The sequence below is a fragment of the Streptomyces yangpuensis genome (assembly GCF_001005295.1).
Lineage (GTDB): Bacteria > Actinomycetota > Actinomycetes > Streptomycetales > Streptomycetaceae > Streptomyces > Streptomyces yangpuensis.
In genome coordinates this window covers 1518713-1539084 of the sequence record NZ_LBMK01000002.1, presented here as the reverse complement: position 1 = coordinate 1539084, position 20372 = coordinate 1518713, and the positions used below count along the sequence as shown (strand labels likewise).

The 20372-nt window shown below is 71.8% G+C and carries 11 protein-coding genes and 1 pseudogene; 3 read left to right on the top strand and 9 right to left on the bottom strand.

Annotated elements, in window-relative coordinates; genetic code table 11:
• Positions 1-42: 42 nt before the first annotated feature.
• From AAT21_RS12080 to AAT21_RS12070, 3 genes and pseudogenes are all read right to left on the bottom strand, one after another.
• Positions 43-822, bottom strand: a pseudogene (locus tag AAT21_RS12080) (PP2C family protein-serine/threonine phosphatase); the annotation flags it as partial.
• A gap of 203 nt (positions 823-1025) precedes the next feature.
• Positions 1026-1310 (bottom strand): hypothetical protein, encoded by a 285-nt coding sequence (locus tag AAT21_RS12075; RefSeq protein ID WP_046776619.1) that lies wholly within the window; start codon positions 1308-1310, stop codon positions 1026-1028.
• A gap of 54 nt (positions 1311-1364) precedes the next feature.
• A complete protein-coding gene (locus AAT21_RS12070) occupies positions 1365-1631 on the bottom strand; it encodes a hypothetical protein (protein WP_079025579.1) in 267 nt (88 codons plus the stop codon).
• Positions 1632-2911: 1280 nt separating this feature from the next.
• On the opposite strand from AAT21_RS12070, the gene AAT21_RS12060 reads away from it, so the two are divergent.
• Positions 2912-3478: a hypothetical protein gene (locus AAT21_RS12060; protein ID WP_046776617.1), complete on the top strand. Its 567-nt coding sequence runs from the start codon at positions 2912-2914 to the stop codon at positions 3476-3478.
• 33 nt (positions 3479-3511) lie between these two features.
• Here the strand turns inward: AAT21_RS12060 and AAT21_RS12055 are convergent, their stop codons facing one another.
• From AAT21_RS12055 to AAT21_RS12035, 5 genes are all read right to left on the bottom strand, one after another.
• A complete protein-coding gene (locus AAT21_RS12055; RefSeq protein WP_052757725.1) occupies positions 3512-5518 on the bottom strand; it encodes a vWA domain-containing protein in 2007 nt (668 codons plus the stop codon).
• A complete protein-coding gene (locus tag AAT21_RS38825) occupies positions 5515-6063 on the bottom strand; it encodes a KH domain-containing protein (protein WP_235438757.1) in 549 nt (182 codons plus the stop codon). The genes AAT21_RS12055 and AAT21_RS38825 overlap by 4 nt, the downstream gene beginning before the upstream one ends.
• A 749-nt stretch (positions 6064-6812) precedes the next feature.
• Positions 6813-8642 (bottom strand): hypothetical protein, encoded by a 1830-nt coding sequence (locus tag AAT21_RS12045; protein ID WP_235438756.1) that lies wholly within the window; start codon positions 8640-8642, stop codon positions 6813-6815.
• A 66-nt stretch (positions 8643-8708) separates the two neighbouring features.
• Positions 8709-9692, bottom strand: a complete 984-nt coding sequence (locus AAT21_RS12040; protein WP_235438755.1) for a hypothetical protein — start codon at positions 9690-9692, stop codon at positions 8709-8711.
• An 872-nt stretch (positions 9693-10564) separates the two neighbouring features.
• Positions 10565-17434, bottom strand: coding sequence for a DUF3320 domain-containing protein (locus tag AAT21_RS12035; RefSeq protein WP_046776613.1), 6870 nt, complete (start codon positions 17432-17434; stop codon positions 10565-10567).
• Positions 17435-17798: 364 nt separating this feature from the next.
• On the opposite strand from AAT21_RS12035, the gene AAT21_RS12030 reads away from it, so the two are divergent.
• Positions 17799-18242: a restriction endonuclease subunit S domain-containing protein gene (locus AAT21_RS12030; RefSeq protein ID WP_046776612.1), complete on the top strand. Its 444-nt coding sequence runs from the start codon at positions 17799-17801 to the stop codon at positions 18240-18242.
• A gap of 243 nt (positions 18243-18485) precedes the next feature.
• Positions 18486-19358, top strand: a complete 873-nt coding sequence (locus tag AAT21_RS12025; protein ID WP_046776611.1) for a universal stress protein — start codon at positions 18486-18488, stop codon at positions 19356-19358.
• Between the two features lie 218 nt (positions 19359-19576).
• Here AAT21_RS12025 and AAT21_RS12020 read toward each other — a convergent pair whose 3' ends face one another.
• Positions 19577-20290, bottom strand: a complete 714-nt coding sequence (locus tag AAT21_RS12020) for a response regulator (protein ID WP_046776610.1) — start codon at positions 20288-20290, stop codon at positions 19577-19579.
• Positions 20291-20372: the final 82 nt, after the last annotated feature.

Genomic DNA, 20372 nt, shown 5'->3' with positions numbered 1-20372 from the left:
CTGGGCGGCGACGCCTGTGGGGCGAAGTGCCCACGCGCCCCGTTATCCGCGCCACTCGACCAGGACGAGGGTGGCGTCGTCCGAGGTGACTTCGCCTCGTGCCCGCTTGAGCGTGTGAGACAGGTCCCGTGCCACCGTCCCGTGGTCGGCCTGCTCCAGTTGGTTCACCCAGTCGATCAGCTGCTCTTCGCCGAACTGCTCCTGCCCGCTTTTGTGTTCTTCGATCAGGCCGTCGGTGAAGCAGAGGACGCGGTCGCCGGGCTCCAGCGCCACCGCGCTGACCTGTGGCTGAGCCCCTCCGAAGCCGACAGGGAGGGTCGTGGGGCTGTCCAGACGGCGTACGACTCGGTGCGCGCGGATCAGCATGGGCGCGGGATGCCCCGCGTTGACCCACTGGAGGCGCCCCGTGGCCGTGTCCAGCCGCATCACCTGGGCGGTCACGAAGTGGTCCGGGTCGAACTGCTCCGCGACCGCCCGGTCCATGAAGAGGTAGATCTCGGACAGCTCGATGCTGATCCGGCGGGCGTGGCGGTAGGCGCCGATGGCTACCGTGGCCATCGTAGCCGCGTCCAGGCCGTGCCCCATGGCGTGGACCACGGCGAGGTGCAGGACGTCGCCGTTCAGGGCGTAGTCGAAGCTGTCTCCCGCCACGGCGTAGGCGGGCTCCAGGACCCCGGCGACCGCGACGTGCGGCATCACCATCGACAGCGGGGGCAGCAGGGACCACTGGATCTCCGCGGCCACGCTCATCGGTTCCCTGCGGCGGGTCCGGAAGAAGAGGTCCGTGTAGCCGTTCTTGGTCTGCAGCAGGTCGGCAACCAGGTATTTCCGGCCGTCGGTGGTGAGGAAGGAGCCGCCTGGCGACAAGCCAGCCCGTCGCTGACCTGGGGCTCCCTCACGGAGCGGAGGACGGCAGCCGCGGCGGGGCTCTGCCGCCGCGAGGTGCCGCTGTGCCGTCCACTGCCGCCGGCCTGAAGGGCGATGGCGGGTTGAAGTTCGCCCGCATCCAGGTGTGCTGCCCCGGATCAGGCCGGGCCCTTGGCCGTCCCCTCCTCCTCGGCCTCCATGCGCCGGATTCCCTCGTGGGTGAGGGTGACCATCGCCGGGGTGTTGCCGGGTTCCCGGTCGACGGTGATCAGTCCTTCGCCCGCCAGGTAGGTGCAGGCGGCGGCCAGGGCCGGTTCCGGTACGTGGAGGTCGCGCCGCAGCTGTGCTCCGGTGATGCCGAGAAGGCGGTTGCCCTCGACGGCTTCGTGCAGGACTTGGAGCACCTGGTCGCGGTAGGTCTTGCGTTCGTGCAGTGTGACCACGACCGCGTCCTTTCGTGTGCGGGTGGGGTGGGCTCCGGTGCCGGTCGGGGCTTCTCAGATCTCGTCGGAGTGTGCGCCGGTGCCGACGGAGGGCCTGATGGCGGCAGGCCGGGAGCGGCCCAAGCCCGCGGGTGTCGCCGTGTCCACGGTGAGGTGGAGGCTGGTGTTGCCGTCAAGGGCGGGGTAGCTGCGCTGTTCCGCGCCTGCTAAACAGCGGCGGAGCGCCTCCGCGACCGCTCGGGCGGCTTCTGGAGTGTGCGCGATGATCCGGACCTCGGCGTGCCCGAGCGAGGGCAGTGTCTGGGTCTCGATGTACTTCACATGGGCGTGGTTCCCTGCAGGGCGGGTGAGGAGGACGGCGGGTCGGGGCGCCGAGGCGCCCCGACCGCTGCCCCCGGTCGGAGGAAGGTCCGTTCCTCACCGGTCGGCACTCGCGTGGTGGGCTCGACGACCGGTGTCGTCCGGCAGGCCGGGCGGCCTCGACAGGGGGTCACTGAAGCGGTAGGCCTCGATCCGTGCGGCGCGCTGGGGTTCAGCAGGTGGAGCCAGCGCATTCCGATGCCGATCACGAGGATGATCACCGCGATGAGGACGACGGTCTCCACGGAGCTCACCTCCGGCCGTGTCCGGGCAGCGGCAGGGCGGAGAGCAGGATCAGCTTGTCGGGGTCCTCGTGGTCACGTCGCGGACCCGTCCCCGGGCCGTTCGTGAACGGCCCGGTGCAGTGATCGCCGGAAACGACGTCCGCGTGGGAGCGGGTGTGCGAAATGCTCCCGGTCTCTTCACCGTACTCCGGTTCGCGATCCACAAAGCCGCTTCTGACCAGGTATTTTTCCGGCGCGGGCGGCGAGAGCGGCGCAGTCGGTTGTCCTCACCGCACCGCGAGGGTGGCCGGAGTACCGTGAAACGGCGGAGACGTTCCCGGCTCAACAGCCCTTTCGACGCCACTGCCGGCCGTCGAACGGGGTGCCGTCGCACCGTGAGACAGGCGGAATCACCATGGCCGAATCCGACAAGCCCGCCCCTTTGAAGCTCCTCCCGAACGCGATCCACCAAGCGGTCAAGCCGGGCGCCGCCCTGCTCCGGCTGGAGACCACACAGTCCCGCCAAGGGCTCCTGGACGGCGCCTGGTGGCCGCGCTCCAGGCGCGACAGCCGGCGCCGCACCGCGGCAGCAACCCCATCTCACCCGTGGGCTCTCTTGGGCATCATGAGGGGTGCACGGCAGCGACCTTCGGAACGGAACGGGAAGGACGAGGCTTCATGGCGCGAAAGCCGCGGAAGTCTGGAACGCAGCACCCGGTGGACAGAATCATCCTGCCCGTCGAGCGCGGAGCCACGCCGTCGGGCGGCGGCTCGCCCGCCACGCCCGCGTCGCCGGGCCCCCGGCCCTGTGCCGAGGTGCCGACGCCGCCGAAGATCCAGCCCCCGCAGGAGAAACCGCTCCCACCGGGCAGACCACTCCAGCAGCAGACGGAAGGCGTCCGCCCGAAGAAGCAGACGCCGCGCCCGCGCGCACCCAAGGCACCTTCGAGCGTGCCCGTCCATCGCACACCCCTTCCGGGCTCGGCCATCGGCCAGGCGGAGCACCTGCGGAGCGTCATGCGGGAGGGCAACCGGAAACTGCTGCGGCGTGACATCTCGCGACTCTTCAGAAGCGGGCCCGCGCGGACCGCGAAGGTCATGAAGAACCTTCGGGCCCGGCGGGACCGTCAACTGCTCGTATCGACCGTCCAACAGGCCGCCGAAGACCTCGACGGGGCGCTGGACCTCTACGACCATCTCCGCGTGCGCAGCCTGCAACACTGCGCCGTCGCGGTGCTCTTCGCCGCCGTGGAAAGGCGTCCCGGATGCCTGCCGGACATCCTCCGGCAGCTGCGTCAGAAACAGCGAGGCAGGGACGCTGAGCTGCTCCGCTCCGCGACCGCTGTCCTTCCGTACGGTCACACGACTGCCCGGATGGACGAGGAGGTGGCCCGAGTCCTGCAGTACACCTCGTACAAGGTGGCAGCGGACAGGGAGTTGTACCACGCCAGGCGACTGAGGAGGACGGAGCGGGCACAGCACGAGACCGCCGCGACGTCTCCCGTGCTCGGCGCGGGAGACGGACGGTCGACGTGGCGGCGGCTCCTGCGTTGGGTCGTGGCGCTGTTCCGGCAGCGAGCATAGGCGAGTCCGCTTGACCGGTGGCGGTCGGTCAAGTCACCAGCCCTGCTGTACGACACCGAGTACGCTCGTTGGCACGGAGGATGCCTGGGCGGCAGGGGCGGCCGACACGACGCGCGAGGGAGCGGGCTCCCCCTGGCCGGGCGGCGGGGAGACCAGCAGTTCGAGGACTTCGCTCAGCATCCCCTCCAGGTTGCCGAGGAGGCCTCCCTGTAGCCGCTGCCAGCCCTCGGCGTCCTCCTCGCCCACTGCGTACATCCCCGTGTGTTTCAAGAGCACTTCGCCGACCTGGCGGTTCTTCTCCTCCGTCCGCTTCTCGTGTTCCGGGTTGTGGAGGAAGAAGTTGCGCAATCCGTGTACTTCTCCCAACCGCCCGTCCCACAAAGGCTCCGCGAGGGCGGGCAAGGGGAGTTTCGCCACGTACTTCGGGTCCTGCTTGGGGAAACGGACGGATGTGTGGATGCGCTCGTGGAACACCTTGTCGGCGGCCGCCAGCCAAGCGGTGAAGTCCATGTGGCTCATGGTGATCCGGCGCAGCCGCTGCAGATCCACCGGCGGCGCCGCGTCGAACAGCGCGTAACCGAGCCGGGGCACCGACGCCGCGCAGATCTCCGAGTAGAGCCCGAGGACGGTCTCCACCCGCGCCTCCCAGCGCTCCCGCCGGGAGGGGTCGACCATCGGCCGGCCGGGCGCGGCGGCGACGGCGCCGAGGTCGAGCTGCAGCGCGGGCAGCCGTCTCTGCGCCGGGGAGCCGACCGACCTGACGACGCCGCTGCCCAGCTCCGCAAAGTACTCCTCCAGCACTTCCACCCCGCCGATGCGGTGCCGGTCGCCGCCGGCGACGTCGGTCAGCTGCTGGAGCAGTTCGTGGTTGGGGACCAGGTGCTGGGGCGGCTCGACACGTGCCTTCTGCTGCTTGCAGTAGTCCTCCCACCAACGGCCGAAGAGCGTCTGGTCGCTGATCCCCACCGCGTGGAGCCGAATACCGAGCTCGGTGTGGAGTTCCTCCATCGTTGACACCGGGTCCTCCGTACCGAAGACCGACTCACCGCTGCGGTCCTCGCTCATCGGCGCCCAGTGCGCACCGTCGCTCACGAGGACGATGAGCTTGTCGTTGTCGGGGACTCCGTGCCGGTAGAGCAGTTCTCCGGCCCGGTGCAGGGCCTTTCCGATGTCGGTGGGCTGATCACCGTGTTTGAGTAAGGTGACGGCGCCACGCAGCTGCTCCAGACTCCGGTCGCCGGGAGCGGTCGTCACCTCGGCCATGCCGTCCCGGCCGGGGAAGAGCACCTGGGTGGTGAGGTCGAACCGCACGAGGGCGAACCGCGTGACCAGGCCGTCCACCTGAGCCCGCGCGTCGATCATGGTGCGCAGGGCCCTCTTGAGTGCTTCCATCCGGGTCACCCGGAGATCCCTCCGGATGCGGAAGCCTTCCCGCGCATCGGGGATGTCGTTGGCCCCCATGGAGCCGCTGCAGTCGGCCAGCACCACGATGTCGACAGCGCTCCGCACCCCCGGGGCGAACACGCTGATCCTCGTCTGCGCGCCGATGCTGACCAGTCCGTTCAGCGCCTGACCGGACCGATCGGCAACGGAGCGCACCCGGAAGGGGTGCCCGTCGATGTCGATCCACTCGTCCGCGTGTCCCTGACCGTCCCCATGTACGAAGACATGGCCGGACAGCAGCGTCGAGTTCTGTACGCGTCGGGTGGCCTCGTCCAGGGAGAGTTCGGCCGGTGACTCCAGCTCCACCGTCGCCGGCACCGCCGCTTCCACGGGCCTCAGTTTCCACGGCGCCTCCGCCAGCCCGTACTCCAGGGCCAGCTGTTCCGGAACGACCAGTATGTCCTCGGGCAGCTGGGGGACGGGGACCAGCCGTACGGCCACGGACCGGTCGGAGCCGACGCCGCGCGCCAGGAGCACACCCGCGGTCTCCGCCGGGAGCCGGCGCGTGGACAGGGCCAGCCGGTTGCCTGCCACGAGCCCCTGCCCGGTCGCCGTGATCAGCCGCGTGTTGTCCGGCGCAAAACCGGGGAGACTCATTCCCGCTCCAATTGGATGTTGATACCGAGCCGCGTCCGCAGTTCCTGCACCACCGCGCCGCCGGTGCCGATGAACCGGCTGCGCATTTCCTGGGGGACTCGTACGAAGAGGATGTTGCTCTTGCGCCTGTAGTCGGAGAACCTGACGGCATCCGCGAGCTCGTGCTTTCCGGACTGCTGCAGCAGCGTCCGCAGCCGTGCGAAGTGCCCCCGTCCTTCTTCGTGGCTGTCGCGGAACCGCTGCACGTCCTCGCGGCGCGACGCCGCCTGTTCGTCGAGCAGGCGCAGAGCTGTCTGTACGAGGTTGCCGCCGTCCCGGCCGCCGCGGCGCCGCAGATCGTCCTGGAGCCGTACGAACAGGGCGTCAACGGCCCCCATGTCGAGGACGCGCTGGCAGGTGTTGATGAAGATGTGCCGGACGATGCCGATCCGCGGCAGGAACGCCGCCCTGCGTCCGCCGGACCGGTTGCCACGGCGAGCCTGGGAACGCGCCGCGGTACCCGCCACGACGAGGGCGACCAGGGCCTCGGGAGCGGAACCGCGCAAGTCCCTGTGGTGCCGGGCGCACAGCGCGAGCCCCTTGCTCCGCGCTCCGTAGATCTGCCACCGCATTACGTGCTCGCCACAGACGCGACGGCCGCAGGCGCGCGCGTCATCCAGGCCGAGGTGCTCGCAGCGGATGTGACCCGTGGCCGGGCAACCGGGCTGTTCACAGTCGGGGAAGCGATCGGTGTGGCAGTCCACGCAGTAGGCCAGCGAGGCATCCCCGGGGTGCGGAACGAGGTGGTCGTCGCACCACGCCCGCCCAGAACGACAGCGCGGGCCCCCGCACCAGACGCGGCCCGGCCGGCCACACCGGCAGGTGGGTTCGTGCCGGACGCAGGACGCCCGGAGGCTGCCTTCCAGGAAGACCGCGTGAGCGTCGCACACCCGGCCGGGCCTCTCCTTGGTGCCGCAGCCGGTGCAGGTGAACGGGGCGTAGGTGGTCGTTCCGGAGGCCCGGCACGTGTCGCAGACGTACCTGACCCTCGGCGGCTCCAAAACTCCGCGTACGGCGAAGGGGGTCGCCGAGCTGAAGGGTACGGGCGCCGTAGCCGGACTGAGGAACCAGACCCCGACCTCCCCCTCCTCCCCGAGGTCAAGCCGCACCCGCGGTCCCGACCGGGGGTCGAGCGTCACCAGGACGGGCTCCAGCAGCTCCCACAACGCCATGTAGCCACCGGGCGATCCGGGCACCTTCCGGTGGGCGCGCAGATCCAGCATGACGGGCACGGCGGCCGCAACATGTGCCGTGGTCATCGTGTGGCCTCCTCGGTGGCCTCGGTCCTGTCCTCTCCAGCCGGTGCGACCAGCAGAAGCTCCACCGTGCCGCGGCGTTCCCTCGCCTTTCCGGTGTACGTGGTGTCGGTGAGCAGGACGGATCTGACGCCGCCCGGCGGCCGGCCGAGAGCCCGGAGTCCCGCCCGTACCCGCGGACGGTCGGCTTCGGACACGTCCCAGTGCAGGAGCGCGAGACCCGACTCACCTGCGCTGTTCAGCGCACGACCGGCCGCGGGTTCGTCCCACGACGATAACGGGGTGTCGCAGCTCACCTGCTGGGCGCGCCGCGGGCGCAGCACACGACGCAGGGCCTTCGCCTCATCGCGGTCCCGCTGCCGCAACGGCCGGGTGAGGTCGGCCTCGGTGGCCGAGCGGCAGTACGCGCGTAGCGCCTCGACGATCTCGGCCGGTGTCCTGTCCGCACCCGCCACCAGGTCGAGAAGCCGGTCGGCGGATAGATCGGCCTGGGACCCGCGGCGTCCGTCCGAACGGGGTGCCGGGCGGCTGGCCGCCGCGGCCGGCCGGCGCTGCCCCGGCGTCCCGGTGGCGTTCTGCCGGTCCGGCACGGCCCGTGCGGGGGCCAGCTGTCCGGCCAGCCAGACGCGGGCGGCCGAGGTACTGCCCGCCGCACGCTCCAGGTTGGCGGCGCTGACATGGTCCTTGATCAGCCACTCGGGTGACCTCAGCCCCTGCGCCAGCCGGTCGGCCGCGAGCAGGCCGGTGTCCTGCTCGTGCCACCTGGCGAGAAGGTCGTTCTCGTTGCGCACGAAGCCGTCGCAAGACGCGTCGGCGGTGAGTTCCAGACCCAGGAAGATCTGGGAGAGCTCGCGGGGGTGCGTGTCGAGCTGGCGGAAGTAAGGCAGGAGTTCGGCGAGCATCGCCGACGCCGCCTGACCTGCCGTGACCATGGCGGTCGTGCTCGCCCGAGCGCCGTTCGACTTCGCCGCTCCGCCGACCGACGACCGCTGCTCGACATCGAACTGAGCCGCCAGGCCGTGGGCGATCGCCCGTGAGCGGTTGCGCTCCAGTACAGGCTGCGGGACGGAGCGCACCCGCTGGCCCGTTCGTTCCAGATCCCGGACCCGCATGGCGATCGCCTGCACGACGAGCGCGTGGGTCATGGCCGAGGAGACGGACATCTGGGCGTCGAAGAGGCGGAGGGCCACGTCGCCCTCCGCCGCCAGGCTCGCCTCCCCCAGCGGGTTGACGTCCATCGCCTCAAGCCGGGCCAGCCGCTCGTTGCGCTTCAGCCCCGCCCGCACACGGTCGAGGTGCTGAGGGGAGAAGGAGGCGATGTAGCGCGTCGCGACCTGGTCGGTGGCCCGGGAGAGGCGGGCGGAACCCCGGGCCGAGGCGTACGCGGGACCGTGGAGCTGGCGTGCGGTCAGGGAGATCAAGGAAGGCGAGTACTCGCGGACCAGGTTGCAGAGGAGTTCGCGCTGCACGTCACTGACCACCTCAAGGGAATGCAGGTCCGCACACAGCCCTCCCGCCGGATCGTCACCTCCGCCGGGGACCCATCCGCTCGGCACCAGGACACCGCCGGCCTTCTGCGTCTCTCCGGCCAGGACGGCGACGGCCTCGGCCAACGCCCCGGCCACGGCCCTGCGCATGGCCTGGTCGTGCAGCACGACCTGCCCCGTGTCGATCCACACCGCGGCCGCGGCCCGCGGGACAGGACGCAGGGTCAAGGGCACACCGGTGGGCAGGACGGGGAGGCGTGGCGGCTTGGCCAGCAGCCGATCCGTGATCGCCGCCCGGGTCTCCAGGCCGTACCGGTCCCGGTCACGGGACCGGCCGATCACCGTGTACCCCTTGGCCAACCGCTGCCTGAGCGGTCCCGAACGGTAAAGCGTGACGAGCACGGGAAATCAGACCTCCGGCCTTCGAAGTTCGGCAGACGCGAGCCCGCGTACGGCGGGGATCGCGAGGAACAGCCCGACCGTTATCGCGAGCGCCGCGAGCGTGCTGAACAGCAGCGTCTTCGGCCCGGGCTCCCCCCACAGCGCCCCGGCCGCATAGGCGACGGCGAACGGCAGCCCTACGGTGGTCAGCAGCCCGACTGCGAGGGCGCTGCGCCGGGCACGGGCGGTCTCCACGTAGCGGGCGGCGTCGGCGAGCGCCGTCCCGGCCTGTGCGAGGAGTCCGGGGAGCCGGTGCTGTTCCTGGAAGCGCTCCAGGAGCGTGTTGGCGTTGCCGTGCACGGTGATGTGTGAGGACCACAGCGCCCGCCGCAGTTCGATCTGCTTTCGCTCCAGGTCGAGCAGGCGACGGGCCTCCGCCTGCCGCGCAGGCAGCCGGGCCAGCGAATTGGCCAGGAAGTTGACGCCCAGCACCTGCCAACGCCCGAGGAGGAACGCATCGAGGTAGATGGTGTGGACAAGTGACGCGGCCGTCGGGTGGAAGCCGGCGTCGTCGCCTGAGTCCGGTGAGGTGCCGATGAAGGCCGCGCCGTCCCGTAACACCAGCGCCTGCCAGTCCGCGGAGAGCCGAACCCTCCCGGCGAACAGCCCGTCGTCCTCCGGATCGGGCGGGAAGTGAACGACCGGCGTAGCGGACGCCGCCAGCCACAGCCATTGGTCACGGGCACCCCACCCCGCGTACGGCGGCGGCATCACTTCGGGCAAGGCTCCGTCGTCGAACGTGATGTGCGACAGGACCCATGCCTTGCGCTCGGATTCGAGAAGCCGGACCCCGGCGGGCAGCAGTCCCGCGTACTCCGCGGGCATCGCCGTCAGGTCGCGGAGCCTCGGAAGGTCGTTCAGCGGATCGCCGGACAGTCGCATGTGCAGGACGACGACGGCCCGCCGGGGCGCGTCCGAGGCCAGGACCGGGGGCAGGCGCAGCATCTCCATCGCCTCCACCACCGGCGCAGCGGGCGTCCCGGCGGAAGCATGAGGGACAGGGGAAACGGAACGGTGCCAGCGGGAGGGGTGACCGGTCGACCCGTAGACGGACTCTCCGACGCGTGGCTCGAAGTACGTCATCCGCCGTTCCCGGTCGGCCACTCCGGCGGCTAAGCGCACCGGCAGGGGACCCTCCGTCCAGTCAACCGCCGGTGGTCCGTCCCCCAGCCCCTCGACATCGAAAACGACACATGCCGTTGCCCGTTGTACGGACATGTACCCCCCACCGTCGGTCCCGGCTCCTGTGATGCATGCTACTGCCGTTCCTCACATCCGTTCTCCGGATCAGACCGGAGGCGGTCAGTTCGAATCGTTACGCCAACGACCCGCCGAAACAAACGGGTTGGGTCCCTCGGCTGTCCGGCTGCGATCCGCCGGACAGCAACCTGGGCCCGGGCAGAACTCGGGCGGGACCGGTCGGCACGGTGTAGAGATGGGACGCAGGTCAACTCCTTCGAAGCCGGCGATCGTCGGTCTACGCGCCGCCCTGTCCGTGGCCGCCAACGCGTTGCACCTCGCCAACCGCGGCGCCCGCCGTCTGGCCCAATGACACGCCTCCCTCGCCGAGGCACCAGCCGCAGCCGCACCACGCCAAAATCGCTCGGAACCGGGCTTCCCGGGTCGGCCAGGCAGGGCGAGGGGGCGGTCGGCATCGTCGGCATACCAGCACCGTCGGTGACTGAAGGCCGCTCTGTGGCGCCGAGCCCGAGACGCTATCGCCTCGCCTCGCCTCGGTCCCATGTTCCGAAATCTGCATGGGGATTTCCACGACCAAGCCCCCTCCCTCGAAGCCTGGGTTCCTCCAGGCCGGCGGTATCGGGCTATGCCCGGTCCTTTCCGCGGGTCAGGCCGCGGGGGGTCTCCACGAGGGCGCCAAGGGTGACCAGTTCGTCGATGTCGCCGGTCAACGTGGTTCTGATCTCCGGGCCCAGCCGGGTCCAGCCGAAGAAGCGGGCCACCTCGCGCAGCAGCTCCTCGCGGCCGACCCCCGGTCCCTCGGCCACCACCTGGCAGATGACCAGCCGGCGCTCGACCGGCGGCACCAGTGCCACCTTGCGGTCGCATCGCGGGATGGGTTTGCGGGCGAACTCGACCTCACGGCCCGGCAGGTCGTACGCCGTTGCGACGGCCACCGCCTTGCGCTGCCTGACCAGGTGCGTGAGCGCCCTGCGGATCCGGTCCTTGACGACGGTTCCGGAACTGGCCACGTTCCACGCCTGGCGGACGCGCGTGAAGACCAGCTCTTCCTCGATCGGCCCCTCGGCCGTGATGACGCGCAGGGCGACGTCCGCCACGATCTTCATCGCGTCGGGGTCCTGGAGCGGGATGTCATCCCGGCCCAGCCGTCGCGCACCGCAGAAGCGGGCGTCGATCAGCTCCGCGTGGTCGGCCACCTGGTAGGGGCGGCTCCACTCCGGCGGACCGCTCACCACCGGCGCGAACTCGACCGGTGCGGGAGCCGGCCGCGCCGCCGAGGCGGGCCGCAGGGGCTCCTCGTACGGACCGGTCGGGACGGTGCCGGCCCCCGTGGGCGCGGGCGTCGGCGCAGGTGCGGGTGCGGGGATGGCCACCTCGGGGAGGGGTGCTTGCGCGACCGGGGCCGCCTCCCGCGCCGGCCGCTTCCGCGCGTGCGGGTCCGCGGCGCACGCCGCTTCCACCGCGGCCCGCAGCCGCTCGATCGCATCGCGCCGGTTGCGGTACCAATCGGTGCCCCAGATGCGGTGCAGCTCCCAGCCCAGGTCCCGCAGGACGCCCTCGCGCAGCCGGTCGCGGTCCCGGGCGGCCCGCGAGGAGTGGTACATCACGCCGTCGCACTCGATGCCCAGGGCGTAGGAGCCCAGCGCGTCCGGGTGCCGTACGGCCATGTCGATTCGGAACCCAGCGACGCCGACCTGCGGCTGCACGGAATAGCCCCAGCCGCGGAGCACGCCGAGGACCTCCTCCTCGAAAGGGCTCTCCGGCTCGGCGTCGGGGTCCGCAGCCGCGGTCTGCAGGATCTGCGGACCCTGCGCCGCGTACTCCAGGTAGCGCTTGAGGTGTCGGACGCTCTTGTTCTGGCTCTCCGGGAGCTCGCCGCCGTGGAAGGAGGCGACCACTTCCATCCGCTGCCGGGCCCGGGTCACGGCCACGTTGAGCCGTCGCCAGCCGCCGTCCTTGTTGATGGGGCCGAAGGAGGTGGTCAGCTTGCCCTGGTGGTCCCGGCCGTAGCCGACCGACAGGATGATCACATCGCGCTCGTCGCCCTGCACGGACTCCAGGTTCTTGACGAAGAACCCGTGCAGACGGCCCTCGGTGAAGAAGGGGTCGAGGTCGGGGCGTGCGGAGCGGGCCTGCTGCACTGCCGTCTCGATCGCATCGGCCTGGGACTTCGACAGGGCCACCACGCCGAGCGACTGGTCGGGCCGGGTCTCGAAGTGGTGGATGACCCGTGCGGCCACGGCCTCGGCCTCGCCCACGTTGTTGCTGCGGCCGCCGCGGTCGTAGACCCCGTCCGCCTTGAAGAACTCCACGCCTACGTCGGGGCCCTCCTCCAAGGCCCCCGGGAAGGTCACCATCCCGCCCTCGTAGAACTCGTGGTTGCTGAAGGCGATGAGGTTCTCGTGCCGGCTCCGGTAGTGCCAGCGCAGCGGCAGACCGCGCAGCAGACCGCTGGCCTTGCAGGCGTCGAGCACGGACTCGAAACCGTCGCCGCCGTTCTCGTCCCATTCGTCGTCGTCATCGCCGTCACCCGTCGCGCTGAAGAACGACGTGGGCGGCAGCTGCTTCTGGTCACCGGCCACGATCAGCTGGTCGCCGCGGTACACCGAGTTCACGGCGTCCTCCGGCAGCACCTGCGACGCCTCGTCGAAGATGACCACGTCGAAGCGGAAGTCCGGCGGCAGGTACTGGCTGACCGTCAGAGGGCTCATCATGAAGCAGGGCTTGATCCGCCGGACGACGTCCTGGGCCTCCCGCAGGAGGACGCGTACCGGCATGTGCTTGCGCTGCTTCTGCGCCTCGTTGCGGATCAGGCTGGCCGCTCCCAGCGAGGTGCGGCGCGGCCGGCGGGCGTTGCAGGCAGCGATGACCTCGGCGTTCGCGCTCTCGACCAGGGCCTCGTCGGCCTCCCGGAACCGCTCCACCAGTTGGTCGCGCTCGATCGCCCGGATCGGGTTCAGCCGGGGATCGGTGGCGAGCTGGTGCTCGACCCAGCCGGTGAGCACGGCCCGCGCCACCGCGTCGGGGAAGTCCTCGGCCGAGACCCCGCGTCCGGCGAGCTGGGCGGGCAGGCCGTCCAGTCCGTGCCCGGCCAGCAGGGTCAGCGCCTCGGCGCGGTCCGTCCAGGCGGCCGGGCCGTACGGGTCCCTGTCGAGCCGGGTCAGCAGGGCACCGGCCGCGGCCAGCGAAGCCGCCAGCTCGGCCAGCAGCGGCTTCTCCCGGCGCGGTTCGAAGTACGCAGCGAGTGCCTCGCGCTGGCGGATCCAGTCGGTGTGGCGGGCGGCGACCGCCGGATCGGGGGCGGCCGTACGCATCACGCGCGCGGCCGCTCCGGGCAGTGGCGCGGAGCGGGAGCCGTGGGCGGTCCTGCGGACGCGCTGCGCCCAGTCGAGGGCGTCGAGGACCTCGCTCCGGTCGGTGTCGGCGCCCCGGTAGAGCTCGCCCAGGAGCGCGCGGTGGCCGGCGGCGTCCTGCTCGAAGCTGTCCTTGACCGCGTCCGCCGCGCGGATCGCCCCCACCGCTTCACGCGCTTCGGCCAGCGTCGGCTCGGTGTCCTGGTCCGCCAGACGGGAGACCGCGTGCAGCAGTTCGGCGGCGTCCTCGAAGGGCTCGACGTGCGCACGGAACCAGCGTGCCGCGGCGTCCAGCGGGGCGGCGATGAGCTCGGGCCCGGCCGCCGCGAGGTGCGGGAGCCGTGCATGCCGCGCCCAGTCGGCCAGCTCGGTACGGGTCCGCTCGGCCTGCCGCAGCAACTCGTGCGGTAGGGGGCGGCCGTCGGCGACGACCTCGGCGAGGCGGGCCCGCCGTACCGGGTCGCCGAGGGTCCCTGGCGCGAGCCGGGCGATGGTGCGGGCGGCCGTCACCGCGCCCATCAGAGCGTGGCTGTCGGGGTGGCCGTCGGCGGCGTACCGACCCAGGAGCGCGATGTGCTGCCCCGATGCGTACGGGGCCGGCCGCTGCCGGGTCAGGTCGAGGGCCAGGCGCAGCAGCCGGCCGGTGGCCTCGAAGCCGGGCGCGCCGCCGGGTGTGTCCTCGGCGAAGGCAGCCGGGTCGGTGTCGAGACCCTGGTACCAGGGGCCCAGCAGGCTCCGGTCGGCGGCCTCCCGTGCCCTGAACTCCGCGGTCTCGCGCCGGGCGGCCAGCCCGGAGGCGATGGCCGTACGGGCGTCGGCGAGGGTGGACCGGGCGTCCTCCTCCGTACCGCAACGGGTCACGGACGCGACGCCGTCCAGCAGCGCGCAGGCCTGCCGGGCCGGTTCCAGGTGCGCGTGCAGCCAGCGGGCGGCGGCATCGAGCGGCCGGAACGTAAGCCGGCGCGTGGTGAGGTCCACCGCGTGAAGGGGCAGGTGAGGGTGGTCCAGGCCGCGGCGCCACGCCGCCAGGTCCGTGCGCAACCCGGCGCCCGCCTCGAGCAGTTCGGGCTTCGGCGTACGGCCGTCTGCCAGCTGATCGGCCAGCAGGCCCCGGCGGTGCGCGTCGGCGGTGGCCGCCGGGGCGAGCCGGTGCACCTGCTCGGCGTGTTCGAGGGCGCCCCGGAGCCGGGGGACGTCAGGGAGGCCGCCGGGGCCGGCATGGCGGCCGAGCAGTTCCGCGTGGGTGCCCGCGAGCGCGAGCAGCCGGTGGTGGGCGGTGTACCAGTCGAGGGCGAGGTCCAGCTTGCCGCCCAGGTCCTTCTTCCAGGAGCCCGCGGGGGTGAGCCGGCCGATCAGCTTCCGGCCGGCGCGTATCTCGCCGTTCAGCGCGCCTCCGAGGCCCGCCGGGCCCTCCTGGAGCCGTCGGACGGCTTCGGTGAGGCCCGGGGTCTCGAGTGTCTCGGGCAGGAACACCTCGCGGCCGGCCTGCTCGGCCTGCGCCAGCACGTGCGCGGCCGACTCGATCTCCGCGACGGCCGCCCGTACGCGCGCCAGCACCTGCGGATCGAACCACGGGGCCGGGGCCCGGTCCGCGGCCTGGCTCAGTTCGACGAGAGCGGCCAGCGCCTCGGCGTCCGCCGTGGTCTCCGGGTCCGTGCAGCCCAGCTGGGCGGCGAGGGCGCGGGCAGAGCGCTCGGCGGACTCCAGGCTCCGTACGAGGGGAGCGAACCAGTCGGCGAGCGTGGCGATCTGCGGCCCGGTCAGCGGAGTGATGTCCAGGCCGGGCGGGTCCAGTGCGGCCAGGCCCGCCTCAGGGGCGGGAGTCGCCGCGCTCAGCTCCGGACCGAGGTCGGCCCAGCCCGGTCCCGCGTCGGACTCCGCCTGCGAACGGGCGCCGAGCGCGCGCTCGCGCCGTTCGAGGAACTCGTGCAGTGCGTCCGCCACGACCATCACGGCCGCCTCCGCCGCCTCCTCCGGGCCGTCGGGGCCGAGCCACTCGGCCGGCGGACGGTGCGCCCCGGCGGCGAGCGCGACGATCTCGCACACCGATCCGGCGGCCTCGGCGCCTGCCGCGAGGTCGAGGCCGGCCGTCCGGGCGATCCCGGCGAGGGCGCCGTGCGTCCGCTCCAGATCCTCGGCCGTGCTCTGGAACTCCTGCGCGAGCTTCGCCGCCCGCTCCTCGGTCAGGGCGGCGGGGTCGAGCCCGGGAGGGGTGAGCGCGGCGAGCGCGCGCTCCGCCTCACCGGTCTCCGCGGTCCAGCGCTGCGACAGCTCTTCCCAGCGGGGTCCGCCGGCACTGCGGGCAGCGATCCGGGCCCGGTTCAGCCGCCGCAGCTGCGAGGCGAACACCTCGACGGGCCCTTCGACCTCGTCGGCGAACTGCTCGCTCGTCAGCCACTCCTCGGGCACGGGCCTGCGGGAATCGATCAGCTTGAGCAGTGCGGCCAGCCGGTAGACGCCCGCCTCGTCATCGACGGCCTCACCGGCGGGTGCGAGGTCCGGGTAGGGGGCGATGGCCGCGGCCAGCCCGTCGCGTGCGGCCATGGCCTGATCCAGCGCCGCGCGCGGATGCGGCAGGCCGGCGCGCAACTGCCGCCAGGGGAAGGTGGGGTCGGCCACGGCGTTCCAGGCCCTGGAGATCGCCTTGGTCGCGCCGACGATGTCCTGGAGGTCCCGGCTGCTGAGGGCCTCGGGCCGGAACGCGGCCTTCTCGCCGTTCCTCTTCCCGTCCTTCTCACCGCGCTCCCCTCTGCCCTTGTCCCCGTCCTTCGGCCCGTCCTTCGGCCCGTCTTCCTCCGAGTCTTCCGACCGCGTCGGCAGGAAGGCGACCGGGGCGTTGTGCAGGTGTCCGACGCGGCCGATGACATCGTGCAGGGTCTGCCCGAACGGCTCGCGCACCTCGTTCATCGCGCTCGCGTAGCGGCTGAGCGCCTCGCGGGAATCCCGGGCCTGCGCCACAACCTGCTCGCTGAGCTGCGGGGCGCGCGGCTCCTCGACGAGGGCCCGGCCCAGCTCCTGGGCGACGGCCCGCCGGCTCGTGTTGTGGCTGTGCAGGGGCAGGGCGTACGAATCCAGGCCGACGGAGCGCAGCCGGTCCAGGACGACGTCGAGGGCCGCGGCCTTCTCGCTCACGAACAGGACGCTGCGGCCGGAGTGCATCAGGCCGGCAATCATATTGGTGATCGTCTGGCTCTTGCCGGTTCCGGGCGGCCCGTCGAGTACGAAGGAACGGCCGGCCACAGCCGCGGCGACCGCCTGGCGCTGCGAGGCGTCGGCGTCGAGCACGAGCGGGCTGTCCTCGGGCGGGCTGAGCTCGTCGATCCTGTCCAGCTCGACCTCCTCGAAGTCGAACCGGTCGGATGCCAGGCCCGCCTTGCGCCCGAGGGCGACGGCGCGCACCAGATCGCTGGCCAGCAGGTGGCCCTCGTTCTCCAGCAAGTCCTGGTACATGGCCTCCTTGTGGGAGGCGAAGAGCGCGACGACCACCCGCTCCTCGAGTGTCCAGCCGGTCTTGCCCGCGATCGAGGCGGCAGCCGCACGGAACACGGCGCGGATGTCGGTGGGATCCTGGGCGGCCACGGTCGACCAGTCGATGTGGAACTGCTCCAGCTTTACCTTCAGGGCCGGGTTGAGCCGGGGATCTTCGTCGGTGTTGGCCGTCAGCAGGACCCTGCCGTCCTCGGTGCGCTCGAGGTTCACGGGCACTAGGACGAGCGGGGCATCGCTACCCGACAGGGCCCCGTCCTCCCTCCAGTTGAGCATGCCGACGCCGAGCTGCAGGGTCCACAGACCGTAGTCGTTGAACAGCTGCGTAGACTTGCGCCGCAGTTGGAGCAGCGCCCGCTGCAGGGCGGGGGTGGTCTTCCGCTGGGTGAGGATCCCGTCGGCATCTTCCGGGAACTCGCGGTCGTCGTCAGGCTCATCATCGGGAAGTGGGGCGAACTCCCACCCCTTCTCCAGCCCCGCGACCAGCTCTTCCGCCACCGGGTGGAGAATCTCCAACGTGGAGGCCCTGGTGTGCCGGAAGTTGAGCAGCCGGTTGCGACCGCTCAGATCCACCAGCGAAGTCCGGTACTGAGCCAGCTTCGCCTTGAGCTGTTCCAGCTCGTCACCGCCACCGAAGGAGCCCGCAATCGTCACACTGGTCCTTGCTTCTCGTCTTCTCCGGGGTCGACGAAGTCACCCCCTCGGCTGCGCAATATAGACCAATATTCAAGGTTCGGAAGGGGAGTCTGAGGAGTGGACACCGCGCCCGCGCGCCCGGACCTCGGGCCTGGCAGCTCGGCCGCGGTCCTCCGGGCCGTGGCCCGGGCCGTGCCGGCGGAGGTGACGAGGGCGTGCGGCAGACCTGATCAAGAGCGGCGCGATCGTCCACCACCGCCCGGGCCCGAAGAGCGGCCCCGACGAGGCACCCGCCCAGCCGGAGGAAGCCCGTTACCTCCTCGTCCGGGACATCGCCTCGGGCCGCCCCGCCTCCGGCATCGGACCGGCGCCGGAGGAGCCGTTGCTGTACCCGCTCATCCGGGCGGGCGACGTCCTCCTCCCCGTGCTGGCGCGCGAGGTCGTGGCACGGGTCGCCACCGGGGAGGACGTCGGGACGTACGCGGGCTCCGGTGTCCACCATTTGCGGGTCACCGACCCCGAGCTGGTCGACCCGTGGTATCTCGCCGGGTTCTTGTCCAGCGCCGAGGGCGGCCGGCAAGCAGCCTCCGTGACAAGCTCCCCCAGCACCCGCTACCGGGTTGATCCACGCCGAGTACGGATTCCGCTGCCACCGATCGACCAGCAACGCGCGTACGGCCACACCTTCCGATCCATCGCGGAATTCACCACAGCCGTACGCGCCGTCCATGACCTTGGAATTGATCTGGCACGTGACCTGGCAGAAACCGTCACGGCAGACCTGCGTGCGTCCTTGACCGACAGCCGGCCCACCGCCCACCGCTAGAACCCGTGGCCGCTGACGCTGTCCAACACCCCTGCTCCACCCTTGTCTCGCCGAGCGCCCAGCTCGGGTGAGCTCGGGCCGCGGGCTTCCGTCCGATTGAATGAATGCCGTGACACATGTCACNCGGGGACGCAGGGCCAAGTGGCCCTGCGCCGAGGGTGCCCGCCCCGCCGATGCTGGGGAGGAGAAAGGGGCGGCCCGGACGGCCCGGCCGTGCCCGTCGAACCACAGGGAGGCAGCCCCATGACCCGCGCTATCACGGTCGGAGTGGACGGATCACAGGAGAGCCTGGCAGCGGCCGACTGGGCGGCACGCGAGGCCGAGATCCGCAGGGTCCCGCTGCGCATCGTGCACGCCTGGCTGTGGCATCCGCTGGACGTACCCGTCGTCCAGGACGAGAAGGCCCAGGCCGAGTCCGCCAACGCCGTGCTGCGTCAGGCCGAGACGCACGTGACCGGGCGGTACCCGGACCTGACCGTCACGGCTGAAGTGGTGCACGACACCGCGGTCGCCGCACTGCTCCGTGAGGCGGAACGGTCCGACATGCTGGTGCTCGGTTCACGCGGGCACGGCGCTCTGATGGGCTTCGTGCTGGGCTCGTACGGACAGCAGGTGATCGCCTCCGCGACCCGGCCGGTGGTGTCCGTCCGGCCCCGGGACGAGCGGACGCCTCCCGCGGAGGGCGGCGAGGTCGTCGTGGGCCAGCAGGGCACGCCCGAGGACTGCGCCGCCGTACTCGGGTTCGCCTTCGAGGCTGCGGCCGCACGCGGCGCCGCCGTTCGGGCGGTACGGGCCTGGAGCCTGCCACCCTTCTACGCCTACGGGGCGGGCTCGATGCGCCTGGTCGACGAGGCCGGAGGACTGGAGCCGTTCGAGAAGACGGCGCTGGCGCAGGCACTCGCTCCGTGGCGCGCGCGGTACCCCGGCGTGCCGGTCGTCGAGCACGTCGAGATCGGCAGCGGCGGGCAGGTGCTGCTGTCGGCCGCCTCGAACGCGCGGTTGCTCGTGGTCGGCCGCCGGGCGCGCCACACGCCCGTCGGTACCCGCATCGGGTCGGTCGCCCACGCCGCGCTGCACCACGCCCGCTGCCCCGTCGCCGTCGTACCGCACGCCTGACGGCTCCGCCACGCGCCGGGGACGGCCTTGCCCGCCCCCGGCGCGGCGCAGCTCCTTCGTGCGCGCGCTGCGGTGTCCGACGGGAACCCGGCACGGCCGGCCTCTCCGGCGGACCTGCGCAAACGGCCCTGCCCGGCGCCTGTGAAGGACGCCGGGCCTGGCCGTTCGGCCGGTTCGCGGGCGGGTGGACCTGCGCGCTCAGGTCCTCCGGACGGCCGTCATACCCTGCCGAGCCGCCCGCTCTGATCGCCCTGGGCGGCCAGGGCCTGGGTGGCGATGACGGCAGCCTGCACCCGCCGTTCGACGCCCAGTTTGGCCAGCAGCCGGGAGATGTTGTTCTTGACCGTCTTCTCCGCCAGGTAGAGCCGCTGACCGATCTCGCGGTTGGTCAGCCCTTCCCCGACCAGGGTGAGGATCTCGCGCTCGCGCTCCGTCAGGCCGGGCAGCAGACCCTGCGGAAGCTCCTCCTGGGCAGGCCCGCCGCGCAGCCGGGCCATCACCCGGGCCGTGGCGCCGGGGTCCAGCATGGACTGGCCGGAAGCGACCGTCCGCACGGCATTGACCAGGTCGGTGCCGGTGATCTGCTTGAGCACGTAGCCGGACGCTCCGGCCATGATCGCGTCGAGCAGCGCCTCCTCGTCGTCGAACGACGTCAGCATCAGGCAGGCGAGGTCGGGCATGCGGGAGCGCAGCTCCCGGCAGACGCTCACGCCGTCCCCGTCCGGCAGACGCACATCCAGGACGGCGACCTGGGGGCGCAGCGCGGGCACGCGGATGAGCGCCTGCTCGGCCGTGCCCGCCTCACCGACCACGGTCAGGTCCGGCTCGGCGTCCAGCAGATCGTGCACACCGCGGCGCACGACCTCGTGATCGTCGAGGAGGAAGACCCTGACCGGTTCCTTCCCCGTGGGGCCGCTGCTGCTGTCCGTCATCGCACACTCCGTGTTCGCCGGTTCTTCCGCCCGCCGGCGGATCCACCGCATCGTGCCGTACGAGCGGGACCTTCAGCCAGGG

Excerpts from the sequence above, each read along its gene's own strand:
- AAT21_RS12060 (WP_046776617.1), top strand. The coding sequence starts at position 2,912 with ATGCGGGAGGGCAACCGGAAACTGCTGCGGCGTGACATCTCGCGACTC.
- AAT21_RS12055 (WP_052757725.1), bottom strand. The coding sequence starts at position 5,518 with ATGAGTCTCCCCGGTTTTGCGCCGGACAACACGCGGCTGATCACGGCG.
- AAT21_RS12040 (WP_235438755.1), bottom strand. The coding sequence starts at position 9,692 with ATGGAGATGCTGCGCCTGCCCCCGGTCCTGGCCTCGGACGCGCCCCGG.
- AAT21_RS12025 (WP_046776611.1), top strand. The coding sequence starts at position 18,486 with ATGACCCGCGCTATCACGGTCGGAGTGGACGGATCACAGGAGAGCCTG.
- AAT21_RS12020 (WP_046776610.1), bottom strand. The coding sequence starts at position 20,290 with ATGACGGACAGCAGCAGCGGCCCCACGGGGAAGGAACCGGTCAGGGTC.